This is a genomic window from Microbacterium sp. 22215, assembly GCF_052045655.1.
Taxonomy (GTDB): domain Bacteria; phylum Actinomycetota; class Actinomycetes; order Actinomycetales; family Microbacteriaceae; genus Microbacterium; species Microbacterium phyllosphaerae.
On the sequence record NZ_JBQEPC010000001.1, the window covers coordinates 422,076 to 445,576 of the forward strand.

The window sequence follows — 23,501 nt, forward strand, 5'->3', positions numbered from 1 at the left end:
TTTCGGACCAGTCTTTTCGCTCACCGGGTACTGGTCTGCCTCGTCCGGGGCCGGGGTTCACCGACCAGTATCCATGGTAGCGACCGGGTCTGGGCAGGGACTGTGCAGCGCCGGCGTCGACGCATCCGGTGCCGCTGAGCGGTCAGGGAAGCAGCCCGGCGCGCCGCGCCTTCGCCACGGCGGCATGGCGCGTCGACGCGTCCAGCTTCGACATCGCCGTGCCCAGATACGCCTTGACCGTTCCCTCCCGCAGGCCCAACTGCGCTGCGACCTCCGCATTCGTCGCGCCGAGGGCCGCACAGGCGAGCACATCGGTCTCACGTCGGGACAGACGCACGGTCGGAATGGGCCCCGTGGCGGCCGCGGGAGCGGCGTCTTCTGCGAGCGTGACGAGTCGCTGCTCGACCTGGGCGATGCGGGCCCGCAGCTCGACGTCGTCGATGGATGCGGCGATGCTGCGGAGCTCGGCGAAGCTCTCGCGCAGCTCCTCGCGCTGGCGCGGCGCCACAGACTCGGATGTCGGACCCGCAGAGCGCAGGCGCCGCTCGACCTCGTCGCGGATGCGGAGCTCCTCCGCGACGGACTGAGCGACCTGCATCGCGGGAGCAGTGGTCACCCCGCCGACCGGTGTGCGGTCCCAGGCGCCGGCGTAGAGCACGCCCCGTGGGCGGCCGCCGACCACGATCGGTAGAGCGAGCAGGGTCCGCAGCCCCTCGCCGAGCACGAACACGTCGTAGTCGTGGGTGATCTGCTGCGAGGAGCCGTAGTCGTTGGTCATGCGCGGACGCAGTTCCATCATCGCCCGTCCGCCGAGCCCGCGCTCCGGCCGGACCCTGAGGCCGTCGAGGCTGTGCGTGCGGTTGCCGACGATGCTCGTGACGCTGACGACGCCCTCGTCGATCAGGCCGCCGAATGCAACCGGGAAGCGGGTGCGCTGGGCGAGCTCGCGCACCGCTCTGGCGACGAGCTCGGTCTCGGATTCCCACCCGGTCGGTGTGCTCACGACTACCTACTTTCGGGGGTGACGGCCCTGTTCCCCGTTTCGTAGCGTCGACCCTACCATTCGCCCGGCAGACGAGGGCGAGCCGTAGACCATGTGGCAAGGAGGCCCCATGTCCGACCATCCAACGGCCGAACCGGCAGGCGCGATCGACTACGTCGCCGTCGAGGAATCCCCGCGATTCCAAGAGCTGAAGAAGACGCAGCGGTCATTCATCTTCCCGCTCGCGGCATTCTTCCTGATCTGGTATTTCGTCTATGTCCTGCTCGCGGCATTCGCCACCGATTTCATGTCACAGCGGGTGTGGGGTGATATCACCGTCGGGCTCCTGATGGGGCTCGGACAATTCGTGACCACTTTCGCGATCACGATGGGATATGTCGCTTTCGCCAATCGGAAGCTCGATCCAATCGCGACCGAGATCAGGGAAGAACTCGAGAAGGCGCAGGCCGACGCATGAACGTGATCCACTCCGCGGCTGCGGAGCTCGCGGTCGAGAGCAATCCCGTCTTGAACATCTCGATCTTCGTCGCTTTCGTCGCCGTCACCCTCTTCATCGTGATCCGCGCCAGCCGCAACAACAAGACCGCGGCGGACTACTACGCGGCGGGGCGTTCGTTCACCGGACCGCAGAACGGTTTCGCGATCGCGGGGGACTACCTGTCAGCCGCGTCGTTCCTCGGCATCTGCGGTGCGATCGCGATCAACGGCTACGACGGCTTCCTGTACTCGATCGGGTTCCTGGTGGCGTGGCTCGTGGCCCTGCTGCTCGTCGCCGAGCTCATGCGCAACACGGGCAAGTTCACGATGGCCGATGTGCTGTCGTTCCGTCTGAAGCAGCGCCCGGTGCGGATGGCGGCGGCGATCACCACCCTCGCGGTCTGCTTCTTCTATCTGCTCGCGCAGATGGCGGGCGCCGGAGGCCTGGTCTCTCTGCTGCTCGGAATCGACGGCAGGGTCGGGCAGTCGATCGTGATCGCCGTCGTCGGCGTCCTCATGATCGTGTACGTGCTGATCGGCGGCATGAAGGGCACCACCTGGGTGCAGATCGTGAAGGCCTTCCTGCTGATCGGCGGAGCCATCGCCATGACGATCTGGGTGCTCGCGATCAACGGGTTCAACCTCAACACGCTGCTCGAGGCGGCAGTGGCGAACTCCGACAAGGGCGACGCGATCCTCGGACCGGGCCTGCAGTACGGAGCGAACCCCTGGGACTTCCTGTCTCTGGGCATGGCGCTCGTGCTCGGAACCGCCGGACTCCCGCACGTGCTGATGCGCTTCTACACGGTTCCGACGGCCAAGGAGGCGCGCCGCTCGGTGGTCTGGGCCATCTGGCTCATCGGCGGCTTCTACCTGCTGACCCTCGTGCTCGGGTACGGTGCCGGCGCCCTCGTCGGTGCCGACGTCATCGCGGCGGCACCCGGTGGGCCGAACTCCGCAGCGCCGCTGCTCGCGCTGTACCTCGGCGGCCCCGTGCTGCTGGGGTTCATCTCAGCGGTCGCGTTCGCCACGATCCTCGCGGTGGTGGCGGGTCTCACGATCACGGCGGCGGCCTCGTTCGCGCACGACATCTACGCGAACGTGATCCAGAGGGGGAAGAAGGACGCGTCCGGCAACGCCGTGGAGCCCGATCCGAACGGGGAGGTGCGGGTCGCACGGCGCACGGTCGTCGTGATCGGCATCCTGGCCATCGTCGGTGGCATCGGCGCGCAGGGGCAGAACATCGCCTTCCTCGTCGCGCTGGCCTTCGCCGTCGCCGCGTCGGCGAACCTGCCGACCATCCTCTATTCGCTGTTCTGGCGCCCCTTCACCACCCGAGGAGCGGTGTGGAGCATGTACGGCGGGCTCTCGGCGGCGATCATCCTGATCGTGCTGTCCCCGGTGTTCTCGGGATCGCCCACGTCGATGATCCCCGGTATCGACATCGTGCTCTGGCCGATGAACAACCCCGGGATCGTCTCGATTCCGCTGGGGTTCTTCCTCGGCTGGCTCGGAACCATCACCAGCCGCACGAAGGAATCGCCGCATCTCGCTGCCGAGATGGAGGTGCGCTCGCTCACCGGGTTCGGTGCGGAGAAGGCGTCGGATCACTGAACTCCGCCTGATCTCTCATCCCCCGCCGCTTTCAGAGGATGAGCACGTGGACCCCCGACGGCCTACTCGTCGGGGGTCCACGCCGTCTCGGCGCGGTGCGCCCTCACCCGTGCGCTTCTGTTCACCCGTGCGCTTCGAGATCGAGAAGGAACCTCTTCCGCTCGGGGTGGGCTCCGTACTGGCCCGGGGTGCCGTCCCACCGCACCACACGGTGCACCGGGACGACGATCGAGAACGGGGTGAGCCTGCAGGCTGTGCCGACCGCACGTGCGGCGCCCGGTCGCCCCGCCAGCATCGCCACCTCGCCGTAGCTGAGCGTCTGGCCCCACTCGATCGTGCTGATGGCCTGCAGCGCGGTGCGGGCGAATCCCTCCGACAGACGCCAGTCGAGCGTCAGATGCTCGTCGAACCTCACCGGCACTCCGGCGAAGTACTCGTCGAGGAGCTCGGTGAGCTCGTCGGCGGCACCGGGATCGGGGTCGGGAACCGAGCGCAACCGGCCGGAGACCTCTTCCAGAAGCCAGGGGACGGAGGGATCGTCGGATTCCGAGAGATCGAATCGGACGAGCCCGTCGTCGGAGAACACGGCGAGTGCGTCTCCGAAGGGGGTCGGAGCGAAGTCGTAGCGGAAGGTCATGCCACCATCCTGACCGTCGCGGCCGACTGCCGGGGTGCGCGCGTACGCGACCGGGGGAGAGCGCGTCCGATCGCCGCGGAGGTGCAGGAGCGGTCGGACGGGTGCCGAAGGCGCGGAGAAAGGCGGAAATACGGTGAAACCCGCCCGGGATACCGGCGGTACGGCGAGCCGCGCTTAGTGTGTGAGATGTGTGGCGACGTGAAGGCAAGGCTGCGGATGATGCAGCGACCGATGCCTCAGTGACCCTGGGCGGGCTGCAGGAGTCGGCCCCCGGCGTCGAGATCGCTCACGCCGCAGAGGCCGAGCGGACGCGCCTGCGCGCCGAAGCGGCGGATCTGGGCGGTTCTTCGCCGCTGGTCACCTTCCGTGACACCGTCGAATCCGGCATCGACATCTCCAAGGCGCACCCCGGAAGCCTTCCCCAGTTCATCACCGGCAAGTCGACGCTCCTCTCGAACCTGTATCGCGATGAGGTCGGTCTGCGCACGGCACGCCTCGCCGCCGAGCGGATCACGGCGAAGAACACGGAGCTGCGCACAGTCCGCGGCATCGAGGCCGTGCACCTGGCCGTCGGCGTCGCAGGGTGGCGCATCGGCGGCGCGGACTTCGCCGCTCCCGTCCTCCTGCGTCCTCTCGCGATCCGTCGTCATCACTCGGATTTCGAACTCAAGCTGCAGGGCGCCTTCGAGGTCAACCCCGAACTCGTGCGCATCGCGCGTGAGCACTTCGGCATCACGATCGACGCGACGGCGCTCGCCGCGCTCGCCTACGACGGCGGCATCTTCAAGCCTCAGCCGGTGATCGACAGCCTGCGGGCGACCACCCGCTCGATCGACACCTTCACGGTCCTCCCGCGGCTCGTGGTGTCGACCTTCGCCGACGTCGGCGGTGCGATGTCGCGTGACGGCGGAAGCCTCGACCACATCGTGCTCAACGCGCTCGCCGGACACGTCGGCGACCGCGAGCAGGTCTCCGCACGACGACCGGCGCCGCATCACACCGGCCCGGATGACAGGGCACCGGCATCCGACAACCTGCTCCTGGATGCGGATGCCGAGCAGGAGGCGGTCCTGGCAAGGATCGCCGCCGGTCACTCGCTGACGGTCGCCACGCTGCCGGGCACCGGCGGTACCCAGACCGTGATCAACGCGCTCGGCGAGCTGGTGCGCGCAGGCAAGCGGGTGCTCGTGGTCTCGGCGCGCCGCTCGACCCTCGACGGCGTGCGGCATCGTCTCGCCGGCATCGGTCTCGACAGCCTCGCGGTCTCGCCCGCGAGCGTCCGCCGGGATCTGGTGCGCGCGATCGGCCGCAACGAGAAGGCGACCGCGCCGAAGGTGAGCGACGTCGACGACGCGCTCGTGCGTCTGCGCACCGTGCTGCGGGACTACCGGCAGGCGCTCACGGCCCCGGTCGCGGGGACGAACGCCTCGGTGCTCGACGCCACCCGTCACCTCACGCGGCTCGCGTCACTGCCGACCCCGCCGTCGACCACCGCCCGACTGAGCCCCGAGACTCTCCGACGCCTCTCCGACGACCGCTCCGCCGCGGCTGCCGCTCTGGCCCAGGCCGCGCGTCTCGGCGAGTTCCGGTTCGGTCCGAACGACTCACCCTGGTACGGCGTGAGCTTCTCGAGCACGGAGGCCGCGAGGGCGGCGCACCAGCTGGCAGGGCGTCTGCACGGTGACAGCGTGCCGGCACTGCTCGAGCGGGGGTATGCCCTGATCGCGCAGACCCACATGCGACCGTTCTCGACCATCGACGAACTGGGTGAGTACCTGCGCCTGTTGCAGGGCATCCGCGACTCCCTCGACCGTTTCAGTCCGACCGTGTTCGAGCGTCCGCTCGGCGAGCTCATCAAGGCCCACGGCTCGCGTCGTGACGCGCCGAACCTGTCGGGTGCCGACCGCCGTCGCCTGCGCCGTCTGGCCAAGGAGTATGTGCGTCCCGGCGTCCATGTCACCGAGATGCATGAGGCGCTGCTGCGCATCCAGACGCAGCGCACGCAGTGGCAGCGGTACGTCGACGCGGGCGTCGCCCCCGAGATCCCTCTCGGCCTCGCGGACGTCTACGTCGCCTGGCAGCGGGTCACCGCCGAGCTCGCCGAACTCGACGTCGCGCTCGGCCGTCGGGAGCCGTTGTCCACTCTACCCGTCGCGCGACTCGTGCGCACCCTCGCGGGGCTCGCGGCCAAGTCCGACGTGTTCGACAACCTGGTCGAGCGCGCGCAGCTGCGTGATCGACTCGCCGAACTCGGTCTCGAGCCGCTCCTCGCCGAGCTCTCGGTACGGCACGTCTCCGAAGCACGCGTGGGCGACGAGCTGGAATTCGCCTGGTGGCAGACGCTTCTCGAGCGCGCGCTGCAGGACGACCGGGCTCTCCTCGGTGCCAACACGGCCGTCGTCGACCGACTCGAGCGCGACTTCCGCCTCGTCGATGAGGCGCATGCGGCCATGGCGGGGCCTCTGCTCGCCTGGCAGCTCGCCAACCAGTGGAAGATCGCGATCGTCGACGAGCCGCAGGAGTCGCAGAACCTGCGTCGGGCGCTGAAGCAGCCCACCACCACGACGGCGGAGATCGTGAGCGCCGCTCCCGCGCTGGTCGACGTGCTCGCCCCCGTGTGGATCTCGTCGCCGTACCTCGTGCCGCACATTCCCGACTCGGTGGAGTTCGACGCGGTGCTCCTCGTCGACGCGGCCGCGATCAACCTCGCCGAGGCCGCGCCGGCCATCCGCCGTGCGCGGCAGATCGTGGCGTTCGGCGATCCTGTGACCCAGCTTCCGACGCCGTTCCATGTCGCCGTCGATCCCGGGGTCGACTGGGAGCACGAGGTGCCGTTCGACTCCGTGTCGGTGTTCGAGCGCCTGTCGGAGCTGCTCCCCGTGATGACGCTCACGCGCAGCTACCGCGCGGGCGGCGAGGACCTCGCCGAACTGATCAACGACGCGTTCTACGGCGGCGAGATCGTCTCGCTGCCCTGGGCGGGCTCGTACCTCGGGCGCGGCAGCCTGACCGTCGATTACGTCGAGGGCGGCACCGGCGCCCCCGACCCCGTCTCGGGAGCCGTGGAGAGCCCGGAGGCAGAAGTCGCCAGGGTCGTCACTCTCGTCGTCGAGCATGCCGTGCATCGCCCGGACGAGTCCCTCATGGTCGTCACCGCCAGCAAACGTCACGCAGAGCGCGTGCGTGCGGCGGTCACCTCGGCGTTCGCGGGCCGATCCGACGTCGCCGACTTCGTGGGGCGGGACACGGCAGAGCCCTTCGCGGTGCTCACTCTCGAGGAGTCCGTCGCCGAGAGTCGCGACCGGGTCATCTTCTCTCTGGGCTTCGGTCTCACCAAGCACGGTCGCGTGCTCAGCGACTTCGGCGACCTGTCGACTCCCGACGGCGAGCGGCTGCTGACCGTCGGCATGACGAGGGCCCGTCGCTCGATGGTCATCGTCTCGTCGATCCGGCCCTCCTCGTTCGACGACGGAAGACTCGAATACGGTGCGGCCATGCTGATGTCGATCCTGGGCGGCCTGGCCGCACGCGGTCGTGACGCGCGCCTCGAGGATCTCGCCGACCCGTTGACGCTCGCTCTCGCGCGGGAGCTGCGCCGCCTCGGCGCCTCTGTCGATGTCGACTACCGCGGTCTGCTTCCGCTCGTCGCGCAGCACGGCGGCAAGGCGGTCGTGATCGAGTCCGACCCGGAGTCGCGAGGCGAGTCCCTGCGCGAGACGCTGCGTCTCAGGCCGCACGTGCTCCGCCGACTCGGGTGGCACTACGTCCGCGTGCACGCCTTCGACCTGTACAGCGACCCCGTCACCGCGGCGTCACGCATCGCGGGGGTGCTGGGGATCTCGGCATCCGCCGCCCGCGCCGACAACGACACACAGCCGATCGATCTCGACGATCCGAAGAATGGCTGAGCAGTCCGACCCGAGTGCTCCGCGGCAGAAGGTCGTGCGGGTCGCGGGGTCTCGGCGTGCGCGGCTGACCCCGGTGCCCGGCACCGATACGGACCCCGAGACGGCGGCATCGCCGACGACGCGGCCGGCGGCGCCTGCATCCACGGGCCCGAAAGGTCCGAAGGGTCCCAACGACGACCGCCTGATGCAGGACGTGCCTCCGCACTACTGACCGCGCCGCACCACGCGCCCGGTATGACGAAAGCGCACGGCCCGAGAGGACCGTGCGCTTTCGTGCGTCGAGGCGATGCGTGTCAGCTGCGGGCGTTCCGGGCGAGCAGGTCGCGGATCTCCACGAGCAGCTCGGCCTCGGTCGCGGCGGCCGGCTCTTCCGCCGGCTCTTCTGCGGCGGTGCCCTTGCGGGCCTCGACGTGCGCCTTGAAGGTGTTCATCGGCAGCACGAAGACGAAGTAGACCACCAGGGCGACCGAGAGGAAGCTGATGATCGCCGAGATCAGATCGCCGATCGGGAAGGTGACCTGGTCGCCGTAGAGGCTGGTCAGCTGCGGTCCGAAGTTGCCGGCCGCGTCGGCCTTGAAGAACAGGGACACGAGCGGGGTGATGATGCTGTTCACCACGGCGGTGACGATCGCGGTGAACGCGGTGCCGATGACGACCGCGACAGCCAGGTCGATGACGTTGCCGCGGAGGATGAAGTCCTTGAAACCTTTGAGCATGGGAACCTCCGGAGGTCCGTTGTGTGTCAGGAAGAGGTGGTGCTCGACGCGGGCGCCGGGGTGGCGCTCTTCGTCGGCTCCGACTTCGATGATGCCGGGGCGGATGCGGAAGAGCCGGACCCCGACCGCGAGTCGGTGCGATAGAAGCCCGAGCCATTGAACGTCACGCCGATGGACCCGTACTGCTTGCGCAGCTCGCCGCCGCACTCGGGGCAGACGGTGAGGGCGTCGTCGGAGAAGCTCTGCACGGCGTCGAAGGCGTGGCCGCAGGAACGGCAGGCATAGGCATAGGTGGGCATTGCGGTCCTCGCGGGGGTCAGCGTCGCGATTGCGACAGGAGAAGGGTCTGCGTGGGGGTCACGACGCCGGTGACCGGCTGGTCGTGAACCTCTCTCGGCAGGAAGTCGAGTACCTCGGAATCATAGATGACCGCGTAGACGGGCGGGCACTTCTCCATCGATCCGATGGTCTTGTCGAAGTAGCCGCGGCCCCACCCCATGCGCATCCCGGTGCGGTCTACGGCCGCGGCGGGGATCACCATGAGGTCGACGTCGTTCACCGCGATGGGGCCGAGCACCTCGCCCGTCGGCTCGGGCAGCCCGAACAGGCCCTCGGCGACGTCGTCGTCGTCGGTCGCGACCGCCCAGTCGAGAAGTCCGTCCGCCCGGGTGACCGGAAGGAGCACACGGATCCCGCGGCGCACGGCACCGGTCACGAACTCCCTCGTCCCCGGTTCGGTGGTGGTGGAGAGGAAGCACGAGATCGACCGCGCGCCGAGCGACTCGACGAGTTCGTCCAGTCTCTGCGTGAGGGCGGATGCCGCGCTCTCGCGCTGGGCATCGCTCAGCAGCTGGCGGCGCTCACGGAGCTCGGCCCGCAGCGCGCGCTTCTCGTGCTCGACGTCGTTCGACATGGCTCCGAGTCTACGGCGGGCATCCCCACTAGGCTGTGAAGATGGGTTCTCAGAAGATCAAGGCCGTCATTCCCGCCGCAGGACTGGGGACACGATTCCTGCCGGCGACGAAGGCGATGCCGAAGGAGATGCTGCCGGTCGTCGACAAGCCGGCCATCCAGTACGTGGTCGAAGAGGCCGCGACCGCCGGCATCGAGGACATCCTCGTGATCATCGGACGCAACAAGAACGCCATCTCGAACCACTTCGACTCGGTGCCCGAGCTCGAGGTCAAGCTCATGGAGAAGGGCGACACCGGCCGCCTCGCGCGGGTGGTGCAGTCGAGCGATCTCGCTGACATCCACTTCGTCCGTCAGGGTGAGCCGAAGGGTCTCGGACACGCGGTGCTGCGTGCTCGCACCCACGTGGGTGACAGCTCGTTCGCCGTGCTCCTCGGAGACGACCTCATCGACGAGCGCGACCCGCTGCTCACCGAGATGATCGCCGAGCACGAGCGCAGCGGTGCCGCGGTCATCGCTCTCATGGAGGTCGATCCGGCCAACATCCACATGTACGGCGCCGCCGCCGTCGAGGAGATCGACGGTTCGGACGCCGTGCGCGTGACGGGTCTCGTCGAGAAGCCGGCGCAGGAGGACGCTCCCTCGAACCTCGCGATCATCGGTCGCTACGTGCTGCCCGCCTCGATCTTCGAGGTGCTCGAGCGCACCGAGCCCGGCAAGGGCGGAGAGATCCAGCTCACCGACGCGCTGCAGGAGCTCGCCACCAGGCCCGAGGGCCCTGGCGTCGTCGGCGTCATCTTCCGTGGACGCCGTTACGACACCGGCGACCGCGTCGACTACATCAAGGCGATCGTGCAGCTCGCCTCAGACCGCGACGACCTCGGCCCCGAGCTGCGGCCGTGGCTGAAGGAGTTCGCGGAACGCCTCTAGGCGTCCTTGCGGCTTCGGAGCGCTCGGATGGATCAGGCGACGGGGATGCGGCACGGTCCGATCGAGTTGCGCCTCGTGCGCTCCCGTGACGCCAGGCCGCTGCAGCACGAGCTGCTGAGCAACCGTGCGTGGCTGCAGCCCTGGGAGGCGACGGTGCCGTACGGCTCCGTGTCGTTCGACATGCGGCTCAGCATCCGGCGTCTGCTGCAGCAGTATCGCGACGGGCAGGGCTACCCGTTCGTCATGGAGTACGACGGCGAGGTCGCCGGTCAGCTGAACGTCTGGGGTGTGGCCAGGGGGTCGCTGTGCTCGGCGACGATCGGCTACTGGGTGAGCGAGCGCTTCGCGGGCAAGGGCATCACCCCGACGGCGGTCGCGCTCGCGACCGACGCGTGCTTCACCGAGTACGCGCTGCACCGCATGGAGATCTGCATCCGCCCCGAGAACGCGGCGAGCCTGCGCGTGGTGCAGAAGCTCGGCTTCCGCTACGAGGGCCTCCGCCGCCGCTACATCCACATCGACGGCGACTGGCGCGACCACTACGCATTCGCGCTCACCCGGGAGGACGTGCCCCAGGGTGTGCTGGCGCGGTGGCTCAACGGTCAGGTGCCGCCCGACGCGGCGACCATCCCGCCGTCCGACCGACTGGCGATCTGAGGGCGCGACACGCCGAACTGGTCGCGACACACGCCCGGACTGAGGGTCGTTGCCGCCGATGTTCCCGTACCGTTGTCGACATGGACGGGCCGGTGCTGAGCGGAGGAGTGATCGTGCTCGTCGCCGTGCTCCTGTGGATGCTGTATCTGCTGCCCTCGTGGCGCGGTCGCTTCCAGTACGACGCCGCCGAGCGCAACGCCGTACGGCTGAATCAGGCGCTCCGGGTGCTGGCCGAGACCAGCGAGACACCCGGTGAGGTGCGGCTCGAACTGAACGCCCGCACCGCGCTCGCACAGCAGAAGCTCGCGAAGCGTCTGCAGTCCGAGAGGGAGGCGGCCGAGCTCACCGCTCTCCGTCAGGAGCTCGCTGCCGCTCGAGCCGATCCCGTCGTGCGCCAGGCGCGAGCGCGTCGGCGTGTGCGCATGGCCGCGACCTCCGTTCTTCTGCTCGGTCTCGTCGTGGCGGGTCTCGGGGTGTGGCAGCTGCTCGCCACGCAGGCCCAGACGCTTCTCTGGCTCGGGGGAGCGGTGGTGATCGCTGCGGGCTTCGCTCTTCAGCGGATGTCGTCGGTCGCGAGCCGCGCCGCGCGTCGCTCGGTGCGGATCGCCGAGGAGCCGGTCGTGCGGGCCGAGCCGACGTTGCATGATCAGGGTCGTGCCACGTGGACGCCACGCCCGCTTCCCGAGCCGCTGGTCTCGGTGGCGGGCTCTCGTGCGCAGATTGCCCGCGCCGAGATGGATGCTCAGGAGGAGCGTCGCACAGCCGCGCGCCTCGCCGAACTGCGCGAGCGCGCCGAGCGGATGGCGCCGGCGACTCCGGTGCAGATCCCGGTCGCCACGTCGCCGTTCGCGAAGATGGGCTACGTGGACGACGCCGAGATCGAGGCGCACGTCCGCGACCTCCTGGCCAAGCGGGCCGCAGGCTGATCGATGGGCGTGAGTGCCCCGTCGATCGTGATAGCGTAGAAGACGTCAGGGCCTATGGCGCAGTTGGTAGCGCGCCTCGTTCGCATCGAGGAGGTCAGGGGTTCGAATCCCCTTAGGTCCACAGACAGGGAAAGACCCCCGAGCATCAGCTCGGGGGTCTTTCTCGTCGTGTGGTCCTGGCTACGCCCTGTTGGCCCGGTAGTACGCGAGCAGGGCCTTGGTCGAGGCATCCTGCGCGTCGATCGCCGACTCGTCGCCGCCGATCGCGGGGGCGATCTGCATGGCGAGCTGCTTGCCGAGCTCGACTCCCCACTGGTCGAACGAGTTGATGCCCCAGATCGTGCCCTGGGTGAACGTGATGTGCTCGTACAGGGCGATGAGCTGCCCGAGCACCTGCGGCGTCAGGGCGGGGGCGAAGATCGACGTCGTCGGGCGGTTGCCGGCGAAGGTGCGGGCCGCGACGAGAGCACCCGTGGTGCCTTCGGCCTCGACCTCTTCGGCGGTCTTCCCGAACGCCAGCGCCTTGGTCTGGGCGAGGAAGTTCGCGAGGAACAGCTCGTGCACGTCCTGGCCGCCGTCGGTGAGCGGGTAGGCCGGGTTCACGAAGGCGATGAAGTCGGCGGGGATGAGTCGCGTGCCCTGGTGGATGAGCTGATAGAACGCGTGCTGGCCGTTGGTGCCGGGCTCGCCCCAGAAGACCTCGCCCGTGTCGGTGGTGACGGGTGTGCCGTCCCAGCGCACGGACTTGCCGTTGGACTCCATCGTCAGCTGCTGCAGGTAGGCGGGGAACCGGCTCAGCTGCTGCGCGTAGGGCAGCACGGCGTGCGACTGCGCACCGTGGAAGTTGACGTACCAGACGTTGAGCAGGCCCATCAGGACCGGCACATTGCGCTCGAGCGGGGTGGTGCGCACATGCTCGTCGACGGCGTGGAAGCCGGAGAGGAGGTCGCGGAACGCGTCGGGACCGAGCACGATCGCGAGCGACAGGCCGATCGCGGAGTCGACCGAGTAGCGCCCGCCCACCCAGTCCCAGAACCCGAACGCGTTGGCGGGGTCGATGCCGAAGGCGGCGACCTTGTCGAGCGCGGTCGACACGGCGACGAAGTGGTGCGCGACGGCGTCGGTGCGGGCGTCGTCATCGGCGGTGATGGCTCCGGATGCCTCGAGGCCCGCCCACAGCCAGTCGCGCGCGAGGCGCGCGTTGGTGAGCGTCTCGAGGGTGGTGAAGGTCTTCGACGCGACGATGAAGAGCGTGGTCTCGGGGTCGAGGTCGGCGGTCTTCTGCGCGAGGTCGGTGGGGTCGATGTTCGACACGAACCGCGCCTCGATGCCGGCATCCGCGTAGGGCTTCAACGCCTCGTAGACCATGACGGGACCGAGGTCGGAACCGCCGATGCCGATGTTGACGACGTGGGTGACCTTCTTGCCCGTGACGCCCAGCCACTCGCCCGCTCGCACTCGCGTCGCGAACGCGCTGAGCGCGTCGAGCACCGCCTGCACGTCGGCATCCACGTCCTGCCCGTCGACGACGAGTGCGGGGGAGATGCCGGCGGGGCGTCGCAGGGCCGTGTGCAGCACTGCGCGATCCTCGGAGGTGTTGAGGTGGCTGCCCTCGAGCATCGCCGCGTAGCGATCGGCGACGCCGGTCTGCTCCGCGAGGCGCACCAGGGCTGCGAGAACCTCGTCGGTGACGAGGTTCTTCGAGAGGTCGACGTGGAGGTCGGCGAGCGGGAACGAGAAGCGCTCGGCGCGATCCGCATCGGCGGCGAACCACCCGCGCAGATCGGGGCTGATCGACTCGCGCAGTGCGGCGAGCTCGGACCAGGCGGGGGTGTGTGTCGGATCAACAGGAGCGGTCATGGATCCACGGTACTGCGGCAGGAGGGGCGATGAGCCCGTGATGACGCGCGAGCTCGCTCTAGGATTGCTGCGATGACCGACACGGCCCCCGAGAACACCGCTGACAGGCGGATCAGGGACACCGTCACCCGCAGGTTCGTGCGGGATCCGCTCATCGTCGGCCTCGTGCTGCTCGCCGCCGCGATCGCCTGGACGCTCGCGGGCGATGACCTGAGCTTCTTCCCGTTCCTCCTGATGCTGCTCGGAGGCTTCGGCCTCGCGTTCTCGTTCGTGAACGCGACCATGGAGATGCGCCTCGCCCGCACGGGCGTGGTTCTGCAGATCGGCGTCGCCGTGGTGCTGACCGCCCTGATGACCTTCGTCATCGAGTTCGGCGGAGCAGACCTGCTCGCAGACCTTCCCGAGCCCGCACGAGCGGTGATCCTGGTGCTGCAGATCGCGGCGGGCCCGGCGGTGGGATGGATCTGGCTCGGCCTGCTCTCGCGGATCACCGACCTGTTCCGGCGTCGGGACACGGCGACGCGGCCGGCGCCCACGCCCCCCGACTGGCAGCGGGAGGAGCACGGCGACGGATCGCGTGTCGAGTTCCGGGCCCTCGACCTGCGGATGCGCGCGCTCACGCTCGTGGTCGTCGGAGTGGTCCTGGTCCTGGGTCTGGCGGGAACCGCACTGCTGATCGCGCTCGACGACGCCGTGATGAGGATGGGGCCGCGGGTCGCGATCATCGTGATGGGCGCCGTCGTCGGGCTTCCGGCGTACCTGCTGCTCAGGTCGGCTCTGCGTCGTCGGACGCTGTCATGCGCGGTGGCCTTCGGCAACGACGAGCTGCGCATCCGCACAGACTCGTCGACCCATCGCATCCCTTTCACGGAACTCGAGACGCTCGTCTGGCGGATGCGCAGCGACTACGCACGGGTGGAGGTCCGCGGAGCCGACACCGACCTCTCCCTCATCGTCGGCCTCGCGAAGCCGTCGGAAGGCCGCACGGCGGAGCTCCCCGCGTTGCCCCGACGCGTCGTCCGCCGCCTCGAGCTCGCGGGCGTGACGCTCGAGCCTTCTCGTCGTGCCGAGACGGTGCGCTTCCGCCGAGCCGCGTGATCCCTCGCGCGTGCACGCGCGAGCGCGCGCACGAGGTACGGTTTCTTTCATGGGAAGACTGCGGTATGACGGCACATCGGAGCCGATCCTCATCGACGACGCGACGCTCGCGCATCTGAAGGTCATCGTCGGAACGAAGCTGCGCCGGCAGGAGAGCTTCATGATGACGTGGCACCCCCGCGAGGGCGGCGACACCGGGCGTCTGACGGTGTGGATCCATCCCGCGATCCCGCTGCAGTTCCTCTTCACCTCGGCCGAGTCCCTCCCGGTCGAGAAGCACCGCATCGAGGAGATGATGCGCGGTCTCAACGCGACCGGTGAGCTCGTGATCGACGACTACGTCGAGCCGAGCGCAGCGAGCGACAGCAAGGCGCGAGCCTGAGCTATTCCGCGGGGTATCCGTCGCTCTTGAGTCGCCGCGCGAGGTGCGCCGCGTTGCGCGCCGCGGTCGCCGTCGCCTGAGCGACCTTCTCGGGCGTCTCGGCGAGATCCTTGTAGTCGACGGTCTGCATCGCCTCGCCGTTCCAGTACACCGATCCCTGCGCAGGGACGGAGTAGCCGATGTCGTTCAGTGACTGGAACAGGATCGCGGCGATGTGGTGCGCGCCGTCCTCGTTGCCGACGATCCCGGCGATCGCGACCTTGTCGAACAGGATCGGCCTTCCTGCGTCATCCGTCTCGCTCAGCTCCGCATCGAGTCTCTCGAGCACGCGCTGAGCGACGCTCGAGTGCTGCCCCATCCAGGTCGGGGTGAGGAACACGAGGATGTCGGCGGCGTGCACCTTCTCACGCAGTGTCGGCCACTGGTCGTCGCCGCCCATGTCGGCTTCGACACCGGGGCTGATCACGTGATCGACGGCTCGGACACTCTCGCCGGTGACCCCGTGCTCGCCGAGCGCGGCGAGGATCTGCGATCCGAGGAGGTCGGTGCTCGAGTCTGCAGGGGAGGGCTTCAGGGTGCAGGAGATGGCCAGGGCTGTCAGTTGTGCGGTCATGACTGCACGAAACCATCATCGGCGCGGATGCCCCAGGGGGTTCCGTCGCCGGGGCGTCTGCGCTAGACGGTATCCTGGATGACGGCCGTTACGACAGGAGACCCCGTGATCCTCAGCTTCATCTTCTTCATGATCCTCTTCCTCGGAGGTATCTGGCTCATGGGGTTCGCTCAGTCGCTGGAGGACTTCCAGGCGATCGTCTTCGTCGCCGGTCTCCTGATCACCAGCCTGTCGCTGGCTTTCATGATGCGTCAGCGCGGGTCGGCCACCCGCCGCAAGGACAACTGGTCGGGCAACCCCACCGAGTAGTCGGCGCCGCTCGCCCGGGCGATCACCCCCGTTTGGCGAGCCTCATCTCGAGGTTCGCCTTCACCGCGGGCCACTCCGGCTCGATGATCGAGAACTCGACGCTGTCGCGCAACGCGCCGTTGCGGTAGCGGCTCATGGCGCGCATCACGCCGTCCTGCTTCGCGCCGAGCCGCTCGATCGCCGCACGCGACTGGAAGTTCACCCACTGGGTGGTCAGGCCGACGCGGAACACTCCGAGCACGTCGAACGCGTGCCGGAGCAGCAGCAGCTTGGACTCGGCGTTCGTTCCGGTCCCGTGCGCCGAGGGACGATTCCAGGTGTACCCGATGTGCAGGCGCGGAGCGTCGTCGTCGAGGTCGTAGTACGACGTGAGGCCGAGGATGCGACCTGACGCGTCGAACGCGGTAAACGGGATCATCCCGCCGGTCTCGACCAGGCCGATGCGGCGGTCGATCTCGGCCGCGAGACCGTCCGGTGACGGCACCGATGTGTACCAGGCGTTCTTCCACAGATCGCCCTCGAGCAGCGCGTCGAGGAGTCCGTCGTGGTGCGACGCCTCGAGCGGTCGCAGCTCGACGAGGCGTCCGGTGAGGGTGACCGGAGCGGGGGTGGTGCGGAACGTCATGCAGCCATTCAACCAGCCGTGAGGCCGGTGCGGCGGAGCAGCCGCTGGTAGGCGGTCACGATCTCGATCGTCACACCCAGCTCGAAGGCGAGGCTGGCAGGATGGGACCCCCGCGTCTGCTCTGCGGCGGCATAGGCGGCGGGGGTGATCAGCAGGCGCGCGGCCCACTCGTCGGCGCGGGTCTCCTGTCGGGCCCGCGTCGCGGCATCCGTGGCGGGGGTGTGGCCGAGCATCGCATGGCCCAGCTCATGGGCGAGCACGCTGCAGGTCGCTCTGCGGCTCAGGCCGGGAGCCACCCTGATCGTCGCCGTGCGCGGTTCGTACCCTCCACGCGAGCGCCCGGGCCGCTCGACCAGGTGCAGGCCGTTCTCTTCGAGCAGGCGAAGGAGGAGCTCCAAGAGGCCTCCTCATCGCGGGGTCGTCAATCGTAGAGATCGTCGGTGTCGTCGTCGTGTGCGAGAGGCGACTCGAATGCCACCTCGGACTCATCTTGGCGTCGACCGGGGACATCGGTGCGCGGATGCAGTGGCGTGACCGTCGCGATGTGGCGTCCGCCCTCGGCGCGGAGTCGTTCCTCCGCGCGGCTCAGCACGACGTGGGGCTCGACGTCCAGCGCCGTGCTCACGGCATAGAGGACGGGCACGGGGATCGCACGCTTGCCCGTGACGTAGTTGTCGAGTGCACTGCGGGCGATGCCGATCTCGCGAGCCATCGCGGCGATGCTGCTGCCTGCAGCGGCGATCTCGGCCCGAAGCTGGCGCCCGACGGCCGCATTGAACTGCTCGCCCGGTGTCTTCACGTGAGTCACGATAGCACCGGCACGAAGCCAGGATGCCGTCATACTGGTGCTGATCGCTCTTGTGGCGCCCCGCATGGGGCGATACTGTCTCTGGGTGACGACAGATGTGCGACGAGTGGTGGCATTGACTGTGGCGTACGAGATCGTTCGTGCGGGTCGGACCACCGAATGGCTCTCCGAGCGGATCGGGATGCCCGCCCACCAGTTGCGCAAGAAGCTCGCCATGCAGCTCGACTTCACCGTGGCGGATCTCGGCGAGATCGCCGATGCCCTCGACGTCACGCCCTCGCAGCTGATGCCGTGCGTGCACGACGGCTGATGGTGCTCGCTTCTCGGCGCCGGGTCGCAGTAGCGTGGGTCGTATGAAGACTGTCCCGTTCGGATCCTCCACCGCCCCCGCCGTCGTCGCCGGGATGATGCGCATCGACGACAAGGACGACGCCCAGATCCGCGCGCTGTACGACACCGCCCGGAGCGCAGGAGTGGACTTCTTCGATCACGCCGACATCTACGGCGGAAGCATGCACTTCTGCGAGGGCCGCTTCGCCGACGCGCTCGGTCTGAGTGCTGCCGAGCGTGACGAGATCGTGCTGCAGACGAAGTGCGGGATCAACCCCGCGGAGGGTTCGTTCGACTTCTCGTACGAGCACATCGTCCGCCAGGTCGAAGGATCGCTGAAGGCGCTGCGCACCGACCACATCGACGTCCTGCTGCTGCACCGACCGGACGCGCTCGTCGAGCCCGACGAGGTCGCCAGGGCATTCGACGAGGTCGAGGCGGCGGGCAAGGTCAGGGCTTTCGGCGTCTCGAACCACACGCCACGGCAGATCGACCTGCTTCGCACGGCCGTGACGCAGCCGCTGATCGCCAACCAGCTGCAGCTGTCGATCACGCACGCGCCGATCATCGCGCAGCCCGTGGCGGCGAACATGGTGGGCGAGGACCAGAGCATCGTCCGCGACGGCGGCGGCATCGTCGAGTACTGCCGCATCAACGGGATCACGGTCCAGGCGTGGTCGCCGTTCCAGGGCGGCTTCTTCACCGGCGTCTTCCTCGGCAACCCCGAGTACGCCGAGCTCAACGCGGTGATCGACCGCCTCGCGGCGTCGTACGGCGTCGCGCCGATCGCGATCGCGACGGCCTGGATCACTCGGCACCCCGCGAAGATGCAGGTGGTGCTCGGGACCACGACACCGGAACGGGTGCGGGATGCCGCCGCCGGCGCTGACATCGCGCTCACGCGTGCCGAGTGGTACGAGCTCTTCCGTGCCGCGGGGCATCTGCTCCCGTAGTCGGGCATGACGGCCGGTCGTCGTCTACCCTGAACTCATGCCGTTCCTGTTCTCGATCCTCGTCATCACGCTGATGGTCGGCGCCCTGGTCGACATCATCAAGCGCGACGATTCCCAGGTGAGGTTCCTGCCCAAGATGGCGTGGATCATCATCGTCATCCTCCTGCCGCTGATCGGCAGCCTGCTGTGGTTCGCGATCGGCAGGGAGTACTCCGAGGCGGGGCTGCGCATCCCGAGGATGCGTCCGGCTGCCCGACCGACGACACGGCGGCCGGAACCGCGGCCCGCTGCGGCGCCGGTCGACACTCGCAGCACCGAGCAGCAGATCGCCGATCTCGACCGTGAGATCGAGGAGTGGCGGCTGCGCCAGGAGATCGAGAAGCGTCGCCGTGAGAACGGCGACTCGTCCACGGGGTCGGAGTCCGCGGCAGGCTAGGCGGCCTGCTCGACGTCGAACGACTCCCTGATGGCATCCTCGAGCGTCGGGTAGGCGAACTCGAAGCCGGCGACGGTGAGCTTCTCGGGGATCACCCAACGGCTCTTCAGGATCAGCTCGGTCTCGGTACGGATGCCGATGGCGCCGAGCTCGAGCATCCAGCGCGGCATCGGCGGACCGAAGCCGACGCCGAGCACGCGGCGCACGGTGGCCATGAACTCGGCGTTGTCGGAGGGATTCGGGGAGGCCGCGTTGACCGGACCCTCGAGAGACGGAGTCACCTCGAGGAAGTCGATGATGCGTGCGACGTCTTCGACGTGCACCCAGCTGAAGCGCTGCTCACCTCGGCGTGCGCCGGGGCGGTGGCCGGTGCCGGCGGCCCGACGCGCGCGACTGATCGGCCAGGGGCCGTCGTGCTGCGCGCCGCCGAGGCCGAGCCTTGCCAGGTTCTTGAGCGGGCCGAGCACGCCGCCATGGCCGAGCACGATCGCGCTGCGCAGCGCCACTCGGCGGGTGGCCGGCAGGTCGTCGGCGAACAGTGCGCGCTCCCAGGCCTTGGCGACCTCGACGGAGAACCCCGTGCCGATGTCTCCGGACGATTCGGTCATCGGACGGTCTTCCGCGTGACGGTAGATCGTCGCGGTCGACGAGTTCACCCAGAGCGGCGGCGGGCTCGACGCCTTCGCGATCGCCGAGCTGAGCGACGCCGTGGTGTCGAGTCGTGAGCGGAAGATGGCCGCGCGGTTCTCCGGGGTGTACCGGCAGTTCACGCTCTTGCCGGCGAGGCCGATGACCAAGGACGATCCGTCGACGGCGCGGTCGATCGCGTCCTGATCGTCCCACGCGATGTCGGCGCCTGACCGCGAGATCGTGACGACCTCGCGCCCGGCCGCGCGCAGGCGCGGGATCAGGTACTGGCCCATGAACCCCGTGGAGCCGCCGATCACCACGGGGCCTGCGGGCAGAGGAGCGGTGTTCGTCACGGGGTCTCGCTCTCGATCGCGTATTCGAAGAAGCCGGTGTACTCGTAGACGCGACCGAGCAGCGGAGCATCGATCGTCATGTTCACGTGGTGTCGCTCGCGGTCTTCGTCCCAGCGCTCGACGAGGCCGATGCGCGGACTCAGGAAGCGGGGGGCGGTGATGCGGAGACGCCCGAACCGCATCCCGACCCGTCGGATCGTGAGCACGACAGCTCCGTCGCGGACGTCGATGTCGAAGGTGGTGACCACCGTGCGGTGGGGGCCGATCTCATTGCGCAAGATGCGATTCGCGCCGAGGGTCACGGTGTCGGGCATGACCCAGGTGCGCCCCGGCAGCTCGAAGTGGCGGACGGCCACGGCCGTGCCGCCGATCGTGCGGTTCTCGATGCGGAACGGCACATCCTGCTCCCAGCCGGCGAAAGCGACGCCGAGTGCCTCTGCGACTCGGAACACGGGCCAGAGCCATCGGTGCCGTGAGCCCGCGGTCGTGAAGACGCCCGTTCCGACGCCCACCTGGCCGTCGGGGATGGTGCGGAAGTACCAGGCCGTCTTCGGGTGGAGTTCTGCGATGCGCTCACCGAGCGCCCGCTCGTAGGGCGACCGCGAGGCGGTCTCGGCAGCTGTCACCCCCTCACCCTACCGAGCGTCAGGGGCGGAGCAGCCTGTCGAGCAGCGCCAATGCCTCGTGCTGCGGCGCAGACTCGTCGAGCAGCCACTGGGTCTGCAGGCCGTCCGAGGCCGCGACGACGAGGGCGGCGACGGCGTCGGCATCCACGTCCTCGCGCATGCGTCCGCTCTTCTGCTGGTCGCGGACGATCGTGGCCATGTCGGTGCGAAGCCGGGAGAAGCGGGTCGTCGCGAACTCGCGTGCCGCGGGGTGGCCCTCTTCGAGAGCGGCCGCGACGAGCGTCGAGTAGAGCTGCACGAGACCGGGGATCTCACGGTTGGTGCGGGCGGACTCGATCATCCGCTCGACGGGGGTGGCGTCTGGGGGGAGCAGATTCGGTCGTTGCCTCTCGGGAACCGTGCTTTCCTGATAGACCGCCACGAGCAGCTCCTCGAGGGAGCCGAAGTAGTGGGTCAACGCCGAGTGGGTCACGCCGACGGCGCTCGCGATCGAGCGCAGACTCGTGCGGTCGGCGCCTCGCTCCGCGAAGACCTCGATCGCCCTGTCGAGGATCTCCTGGCGGCGGGCGATCCCCTTCGCATAGGCGCCGCGGGGGCGAGGGCGGCCCTCGTCGTCGGTCGGGGAGAGGTCGTCGGTCATGGGGAGAGTGTAGCGAAATGAAAACTTCCGCACGGAGGTATTTGGTGGTAACGTGCTCGGACAGACGGGTCGATGAACCCGCACGTCGCCGATGACTGAAGGAGAGACCAGTGACGATCCAGACTTCCATCCAGCTGTTCACGATCAAGGACCAGCTGGAGGCCGACCTCGAAGGCTCCCTGAAAGAGGTGGCTGCTCGTGGCTTCACCGCCGTCGAGCCCTACGACTTCGTGCGCCGCGCGCAGCCGATGGCCGATGCGCTGCAGAGCGCCGGTCTCACGGCGCCGTCGGGCCACGCGTTCCTCGCTTCGCAGTCGTTCGTGAACCCCGACGGCAGCGGCACCACCCTCCCGGTGCCGTCGCCCGCCGAGGTCTTCGCCGCGGCCAAGGTGCTCGGCATGGGCACCGTCATCGACCCGTACACCGAGCCCGCCCGCTGGGAGTCGGTCGAGCAGATCCAAGAGACCGCTCGTCTGCTGAATGAGGCGGCCGCTGTCGGCGCGAGCGTCGGCGTGCGCGTCGGCTATCACAACCACGCGCATGAGCTCGAGGCCGTGTTCGACGGCGTCACCGGTCTCGAGGTGCTCGCGGGCCTGCTCGACGAGCGGGTCGTGCTCGAGGTCGACCTGTACTGGGTCGCGCGCGGCGGTGTCGACCCGGTCGCGCTGCTCCAGCGTCTCGGTGATCGTGTGATCGCGGTGCACGCCAAGGACGGCACGCTCGACCCGGCGCTGGGAAACGTGTACCCGCCGGCCGACCAGGTGCCTGCGGGCGACGGCGCGGTTCCTCTCGTTGAGGCGATCGCCGCCGCACCCGCGCTCGAGCTCGCGATCGTCGAGTTCGATCACTACGAGAGCGACCTGTGGGCCGCCGTCGAGCGCAGCCGCATCTACCTCGACGAGAAGGTGGCCGGCTGATGGCGATCGGCAACGGACCCGTCGGCGTCGGCATCATCGGCGCGGGGAACATCAGCGACCAGTACCTCTCGAACCTCACGACCTTCCCGGATGTGCGCGTCATCGCCGTCGGCGATGTGCTGGAGGACCGCGCGAAGGCGCAGGCCGAGAAGTACGGTGTGCCCCGGGCCGGAGGCGTGGAGGTCGTCCTGAACGACCCCGAGATCGACATCGTCGTGAACCTGACCATCCCGGCGGTCCACGTCGAGGTGTCCGAGGCGATCATCGCCGCGGGCAAGCACGTCTGGACCGAGAAGCCGATCGGTGTGAGCCGCGACGAGTCGCTGCGGCTGCTGCAGAAAGCGGATGCCGCCGGGCTCCGCGTCGGCGTCGCACCCGACACCGTGCTCGGACCGGGAGTGCAGACGGCCAAGCGCGCGATCGCTCGCGGTGACATCGGTCGTCCGCTGTTCGCCCAGACCACCTTCCAGTGGCAGGGGCCGGAGATCTTCCATCCCAACCCCGCCTTCCTGTACGCCAAGGGCGCGGGCCCGCTGCTCGACATGGGGCCGTACTACGTGTCGGCGCTCGTGCATGTGTTCGGTCCGGTCGCTGCTGTGGCCGCCCTCGGGCTGCAGGGCACGCCGACGCGCAAAGTGCAGGTCGGCGAGCTCGCGGGTCAGGAGTTCCCGGTCGAGATCCCGTCGACGCTGAGCGTGCTCATGGACTTCGAGCAGGGCGGACAGGCGCAGAGCCTGTACAGCACCGACTCGCCGCTGCTGCGTCAGGGCATCGTCGAGATCACCGGCACCGAGGGCACGATCGTGATCCCCGACCCGAACACATTCGGCGGGTCGATCACCATCACGCGTCCGCTGGAGCGGGTCTTCGTTCCGCCGGAGCCGACCGTGCAGGAGGTCGTCGACGTCGAGCAGGAGGGCGTGCTCTCGGGCCGTGGCGTCGGACTGCTCGACATGGCGCGTTCGATCGCGGCGGGCCGCCCGCACGTCGCCACCGGCGAGTTCGGGTACCACGTGCTCGACACCCTGCTCTCGATCGAGGAGGCCGCGGAGTCGCGCAGCTTCGTGAAGGTCGAGAGCACGCTCGAGTCCGTCGGCTCCCTCGGTGCCGACTTCGACCCGTTCGAGTCGACTCTCTGAGA

28 protein-coding genes, 1 tRNA gene and 1 riboswitch are annotated in these 23,501 nt (G+C 68.8%); of the genes, 16 read left to right on the top strand and 13 right to left on the bottom strand.

What is annotated here, in order from left to right; translation table 11 throughout:
- Window positions 1-2: 2 nt before the first annotated feature.
- A riboswitch (guanidine-III (ykkC-III) riboswitch) is annotated at window positions 3-70 on the bottom strand.
- A 72-nt stretch (window positions 71-142) separates the two neighbouring features.
- Complete coding sequence (locus ACTJKH_RS02190; protein ID WP_259162057.1) at window positions 143-1,003, bottom strand: LuxR C-terminal-related transcriptional regulator; 861 nt, start codon at window positions 1,001-1,003, stop codon at window positions 143-145.
- A gap of 109 nt (window positions 1,004-1,112) precedes the next feature.
- Between ACTJKH_RS02190 and ACTJKH_RS02195 the strand changes: the two genes are divergently transcribed.
- A complete protein-coding gene (locus ACTJKH_RS02195) occupies window positions 1,113-1,460 on the top strand; it encodes a DUF485 domain-containing protein (protein WP_440735577.1) in 348 nt (115 codons plus the stop codon).
- Complete coding sequence (locus ACTJKH_RS02200; protein WP_440735578.1) at window positions 1,457-3,094, top strand: solute symporter family protein; 1,638 nt, start codon at window positions 1,457-1,459, stop codon at window positions 3,092-3,094. Before ACTJKH_RS02195 ends, ACTJKH_RS02200 begins: the two co-directional genes overlap by 4 nt.
- A gap of 121 nt (window positions 3,095-3,215) precedes the next feature.
- On the opposite strand, the gene ACTJKH_RS02205 is transcribed toward ACTJKH_RS02200, so the two are convergent.
- Entirely contained in the window at window positions 3,216-3,731 is a 516-nt protein-coding gene (locus ACTJKH_RS02205; RefSeq protein ID WP_440735579.1) for a methylated-DNA--[protein]-cysteine S-methyltransferase, read from the bottom strand.
- A gap of 188 nt (window positions 3,732-3,919) precedes the next feature.
- On the opposite strand from ACTJKH_RS02205, the gene ACTJKH_RS02210 reads away from it, so the two are divergent.
- Together ACTJKH_RS02210 and ACTJKH_RS02215 are read left to right on the top strand one after the other, a co-directional pair.
- On the top strand, window positions 3,920-7,639 hold the full coding sequence (locus tag ACTJKH_RS02210; RefSeq protein WP_440735580.1) for an AAA family ATPase: 3,720 nt from the start codon (window positions 3,920-3,922) through the stop codon (window positions 7,637-7,639).
- Entirely contained in the window at window positions 7,632-7,850 is a 219-nt protein-coding gene (locus ACTJKH_RS02215) for a hypothetical protein (protein WP_440735581.1), read from the top strand. The genes ACTJKH_RS02210 and ACTJKH_RS02215 overlap by 8 nt, the downstream gene beginning before the upstream one ends.
- Window positions 7,851-7,932: 82 nt before the next feature.
- On the opposite strand, the gene mscL is transcribed toward ACTJKH_RS02215, so the two are convergent.
- The 3 genes from mscL to ACTJKH_RS02230 are packed head-to-tail and all read right to left on the bottom strand — an operon-like array spanning window position 7,933 to window position 9,268.
- Window positions 7,933-8,355 (bottom strand): large conductance mechanosensitive channel protein MscL, encoded by a 423-nt coding sequence (gene mscL, locus ACTJKH_RS02220; RefSeq protein WP_440735582.1) that lies wholly within the window; start codon window positions 8,353-8,355, stop codon window positions 7,933-7,935.
- 26 nt (window positions 8,356-8,381) lie between these two features.
- Complete coding sequence (locus ACTJKH_RS02225) at window positions 8,382-8,654, bottom strand: FmdB family zinc ribbon protein (RefSeq protein WP_210098555.1); 273 nt, start codon at window positions 8,652-8,654, stop codon at window positions 8,382-8,384.
- Between the two features lie 17 nt (window positions 8,655-8,671).
- The gene (locus ACTJKH_RS02230; RefSeq protein WP_210098554.1) at window positions 8,672-9,268 is read right to left on the bottom strand and encodes a 5-formyltetrahydrofolate cyclo-ligase; all 597 of its coding nucleotides are present in this window, start codon (window positions 9,266-9,268) and stop codon (window positions 8,672-8,674) included.
- A 41-nt stretch (window positions 9,269-9,309) separates the two neighbouring features.
- Between ACTJKH_RS02230 and galU the strand changes: the two genes are divergently transcribed.
- From galU to ACTJKH_RS02250, 4 genes are all read left to right on the top strand, one after another.
- The gene (gene galU / locus ACTJKH_RS02235; protein ID WP_440735583.1) at window positions 9,310-10,197 is read left to right on the top strand and encodes a UTP--glucose-1-phosphate uridylyltransferase GalU; all 888 of its coding nucleotides are present in this window, start codon (window positions 9,310-9,312) and stop codon (window positions 10,195-10,197) included.
- A gap of 45 nt (window positions 10,198-10,242) precedes the next feature.
- A complete protein-coding gene (locus ACTJKH_RS02240) occupies window positions 10,243-10,854 on the top strand; it encodes a GNAT family N-acetyltransferase (protein ID WP_210099231.1) in 612 nt (203 codons plus the stop codon).
- Between the two features lie 80 nt (window positions 10,855-10,934).
- Window positions 10,935-11,780 carry a hypothetical protein gene (locus tag ACTJKH_RS02245; RefSeq protein ID WP_440735584.1) on the top strand — a complete coding sequence of 282 codons (846 nt, stop codon included), beginning with the start codon at window positions 10,935-10,937 and terminating at the stop codon, window positions 11,778-11,780.
- A 48-nt stretch (window positions 11,781-11,828) separates the two neighbouring features.
- A tRNA-Ala gene (locus ACTJKH_RS02250) sits at window positions 11,829-11,901 on the top strand.
- A 59-nt stretch (window positions 11,902-11,960) separates the two neighbouring features.
- Here ACTJKH_RS02250 and pgi read toward each other — a convergent pair.
- On the bottom strand, window positions 11,961-13,640 hold the full coding sequence (gene pgi / locus ACTJKH_RS02255) for a glucose-6-phosphate isomerase (RefSeq protein WP_440735585.1): 1,680 nt from the start codon (window positions 13,638-13,640) through the stop codon (window positions 11,961-11,963).
- A 72-nt stretch (window positions 13,641-13,712) separates the two neighbouring features.
- Between pgi and ACTJKH_RS02260 the strand changes: the two genes are divergently transcribed.
- The gene (locus ACTJKH_RS02260; protein ID WP_440735586.1) at window positions 13,713-14,738 is read left to right on the top strand and encodes a hypothetical protein; all 1,026 of its coding nucleotides are present in this window, start codon (window positions 13,713-13,715) and stop codon (window positions 14,736-14,738) included.
- Between the two features lie 49 nt (window positions 14,739-14,787).
- Window positions 14,788-15,120 (top strand): DUF7882 family protein, encoded by a 333-nt coding sequence (locus ACTJKH_RS02265; protein WP_440735587.1) that lies wholly within the window; start codon window positions 14,788-14,790, stop codon window positions 15,118-15,120.
- Between the two features lies 1 nt (window position 15,121).
- Here ACTJKH_RS02265 and ACTJKH_RS02270 read toward each other — a convergent pair whose 3' ends face one another.
- Complete coding sequence (locus ACTJKH_RS02270) at window positions 15,122-15,733, bottom strand: flavodoxin family protein (protein WP_440735588.1); 612 nt, start codon at window positions 15,731-15,733, stop codon at window positions 15,122-15,124.
- A 78-nt stretch (window positions 15,734-15,811) separates the two neighbouring features.
- Here ACTJKH_RS02270 and ACTJKH_RS02275 point away from each other — a divergent pair, with 78 nt between their 5' ends.
- On the top strand, window positions 15,812-16,042 hold the full coding sequence (locus ACTJKH_RS02275; RefSeq protein ID WP_235560774.1) for a hypothetical protein: 231 nt from the start codon (window positions 15,812-15,814) through the stop codon (window positions 16,040-16,042).
- Window positions 16,043-16,064: 22 nt separating this feature from the next.
- Here the strand turns inward: ACTJKH_RS02275 and ACTJKH_RS02280 are convergent, their stop codons facing one another.
- The 3 genes from ACTJKH_RS02280 to ACTJKH_RS02290 are packed head-to-tail and all read right to left on the bottom strand — an operon-like array spanning window position 16,065 to window position 17,466.
- Window positions 16,065-16,667, bottom strand: a complete 603-nt coding sequence (locus ACTJKH_RS02280) for a GNAT family N-acetyltransferase (RefSeq protein ID WP_210098546.1) — start codon at window positions 16,665-16,667, stop codon at window positions 16,065-16,067.
- 8 nt (window positions 16,668-16,675) lie between these two features.
- Window positions 16,676-17,065, bottom strand: coding sequence for an ImmA/IrrE family metallo-endopeptidase (locus ACTJKH_RS02285; RefSeq protein ID WP_440735589.1), 390 nt, complete (start codon window positions 17,063-17,065; stop codon window positions 16,676-16,678).
- Window positions 17,066-17,088: 23 nt separating this feature from the next.
- Window positions 17,089-17,466, bottom strand: a complete 378-nt coding sequence (locus tag ACTJKH_RS02290) for a helix-turn-helix transcriptional regulator (RefSeq protein ID WP_307803618.1) — start codon at window positions 17,464-17,466, stop codon at window positions 17,089-17,091.
- 94 nt (window positions 17,467-17,560) lie between these two features.
- Between ACTJKH_RS02290 and ACTJKH_RS02295 the strand changes: the two genes are divergently transcribed.
- From ACTJKH_RS02295 to ACTJKH_RS02305, 3 genes are read left to right on the top strand one after another with little or no spacing between them, the layout of a single operon-like run.
- Window positions 17,561-17,785 carry a hypothetical protein gene (locus ACTJKH_RS02295; RefSeq protein ID WP_440735590.1) on the top strand — a complete coding sequence of 75 codons (225 nt, stop codon included), beginning with the start codon at window positions 17,561-17,563 and terminating at the stop codon, window positions 17,783-17,785.
- A gap of 43 nt (window positions 17,786-17,828) precedes the next feature.
- Window positions 17,829-18,758: an aldo/keto reductase gene (locus ACTJKH_RS02300; protein ID WP_440735591.1), complete on the top strand. Its 930-nt coding sequence runs from the start codon at window positions 17,829-17,831 to the stop codon at window positions 18,756-18,758.
- A gap of 37 nt (window positions 18,759-18,795) precedes the next feature.
- On the top strand, window positions 18,796-19,194 hold the full coding sequence (locus tag ACTJKH_RS02305; protein ID WP_440735592.1) for a PLDc N-terminal domain-containing protein: 399 nt from the start codon (window positions 18,796-18,798) through the stop codon (window positions 19,192-19,194).
- Here ACTJKH_RS02305 and ACTJKH_RS02310 read toward each other — a convergent pair.
- The 3 genes from ACTJKH_RS02310 to ACTJKH_RS02320 are packed head-to-tail and all read right to left on the bottom strand — an operon-like array spanning window position 19,191 to window position 21,443.
- Window positions 19,191-20,177, bottom strand: a complete 987-nt coding sequence (locus ACTJKH_RS02310) for an epimerase (protein WP_440735593.1) — start codon at window positions 20,175-20,177, stop codon at window positions 19,191-19,193. The genes ACTJKH_RS02305 and ACTJKH_RS02310 overlap by 4 nt on opposite strands.
- Window positions 20,174-20,803 (bottom strand): DUF4166 domain-containing protein, encoded by a 630-nt coding sequence (locus ACTJKH_RS02315; RefSeq protein ID WP_440735594.1) that lies wholly within the window; start codon window positions 20,801-20,803, stop codon window positions 20,174-20,176. The genes ACTJKH_RS02310 and ACTJKH_RS02315 overlap by 4 nt, the downstream gene beginning before the upstream one ends.
- Before the next feature lie 19 nt (window positions 20,804-20,822).
- Window positions 20,823-21,443, bottom strand: a complete 621-nt coding sequence (locus ACTJKH_RS02320; RefSeq protein ID WP_440735595.1) for a TetR/AcrR family transcriptional regulator — start codon at window positions 21,441-21,443, stop codon at window positions 20,823-20,825.
- A 110-nt stretch (window positions 21,444-21,553) separates the two neighbouring features.
- On the opposite strand from ACTJKH_RS02320, the gene ACTJKH_RS02325 reads away from it, so the two are divergent.
- Both ACTJKH_RS02325 and ACTJKH_RS02330 read left to right on the top strand, forming a co-directional pair.
- Entirely contained in the window at window positions 21,554-22,360 is an 807-nt protein-coding gene (locus ACTJKH_RS02325; RefSeq protein ID WP_440735596.1) for a sugar phosphate isomerase/epimerase family protein, read from the top strand.
- Complete coding sequence (locus ACTJKH_RS02330; protein WP_440735597.1) at window positions 22,360-23,499, top strand: Gfo/Idh/MocA family protein; 1,140 nt, start codon at window positions 22,360-22,362, stop codon at window positions 23,497-23,499. Before ACTJKH_RS02325 ends, ACTJKH_RS02330 begins: the two co-directional genes overlap by 1 nt.
- Window positions 23,500-23,501 lie beyond the last annotated feature (2 nt).

Excerpts from the sequence above, each read along its gene's own strand:
- ACTJKH_RS02195 (WP_440735577.1), top strand. The coding sequence starts at position 1,113 with ATGTCCGACCATCCAACGGCCGAACCGGCAGGCGCGATCGACTACGTC.
- ACTJKH_RS02200 (WP_440735578.1), top strand. The coding sequence starts at position 1,457 with ATGAACGTGATCCACTCCGCGGCTGCGGAGCTCGCGGTCGAGAGCAAT.
- ACTJKH_RS02205 (WP_440735579.1), bottom strand. The coding sequence starts at position 3,731 with ATGACCTTCCGCTACGACTTCGCTCCGACCCCCTTCGGAGACGCACTC.
- ACTJKH_RS02215 (WP_440735581.1), top strand. The coding sequence starts at position 7,632 with ATGGCTGAGCAGTCCGACCCGAGTGCTCCGCGGCAGAAGGTCGTGCGG.
- mscL (WP_440735582.1), bottom strand. The coding sequence starts at position 8,355 with ATGCTCAAAGGTTTCAAGGACTTCATCCTCCGCGGCAACGTCATCGAC.
- ACTJKH_RS02225 (WP_210098555.1), bottom strand. The coding sequence starts at position 8,654 with ATGCCCACCTATGCCTATGCCTGCCGTTCCTGCGGCCACGCCTTCGAC.
- ACTJKH_RS02230 (WP_210098554.1), bottom strand. The coding sequence starts at position 9,268 with ATGTCGAACGACGTCGAGCACGAGAAGCGCGCGCTGCGGGCCGAGCTC.
- galU (WP_440735583.1), top strand. The coding sequence starts at position 9,310 with ATGGGTTCTCAGAAGATCAAGGCCGTCATTCCCGCCGCAGGACTGGGG.
- ACTJKH_RS02240 (WP_210099231.1), top strand. The coding sequence starts at position 10,243 with ATGCGGCACGGTCCGATCGAGTTGCGCCTCGTGCGCTCCCGTGACGCC.
- ACTJKH_RS02245 (WP_440735584.1), top strand. The coding sequence starts at position 10,935 with ATGGACGGGCCGGTGCTGAGCGGAGGAGTGATCGTGCTCGTCGCCGTG.
- pgi (WP_440735585.1), bottom strand. The coding sequence starts at position 13,640 with ATGACCGCTCCTGTTGATCCGACACACACCCCCGCCTGGTCCGAGCTC.
- ACTJKH_RS02260 (WP_440735586.1), top strand. The coding sequence starts at position 13,713 with ATGACCGACACGGCCCCCGAGAACACCGCTGACAGGCGGATCAGGGAC.
- ACTJKH_RS02265 (WP_440735587.1), top strand. The coding sequence starts at position 14,788 with ATGGGAAGACTGCGGTATGACGGCACATCGGAGCCGATCCTCATCGAC.
- ACTJKH_RS02270 (WP_440735588.1), bottom strand. The coding sequence starts at position 15,733 with ATGACCGCACAACTGACAGCCCTGGCCATCTCCTGCACCCTGAAGCCC.
- ACTJKH_RS02275 (WP_235560774.1), top strand. The coding sequence starts at position 15,812 with ATGACGGCCGTTACGACAGGAGACCCCGTGATCCTCAGCTTCATCTTC.
- ACTJKH_RS02280 (WP_210098546.1), bottom strand. The coding sequence starts at position 16,667 with ATGACGTTCCGCACCACCCCCGCTCCGGTCACCCTCACCGGACGCCTC.
- ACTJKH_RS02300 (WP_440735591.1), top strand. The coding sequence starts at position 17,829 with ATGAAGACTGTCCCGTTCGGATCCTCCACCGCCCCCGCCGTCGTCGCC.
- ACTJKH_RS02305 (WP_440735592.1), top strand. The coding sequence starts at position 18,796 with ATGCCGTTCCTGTTCTCGATCCTCGTCATCACGCTGATGGTCGGCGCC.
- ACTJKH_RS02320 (WP_440735595.1), bottom strand. The coding sequence starts at position 21,443 with ATGACCGACGACCTCTCCCCGACCGACGACGAGGGCCGCCCTCGCCCC.
- ACTJKH_RS02330 (WP_440735597.1), top strand. The coding sequence starts at position 22,360 with ATGGCGATCGGCAACGGACCCGTCGGCGTCGGCATCATCGGCGCGGGG.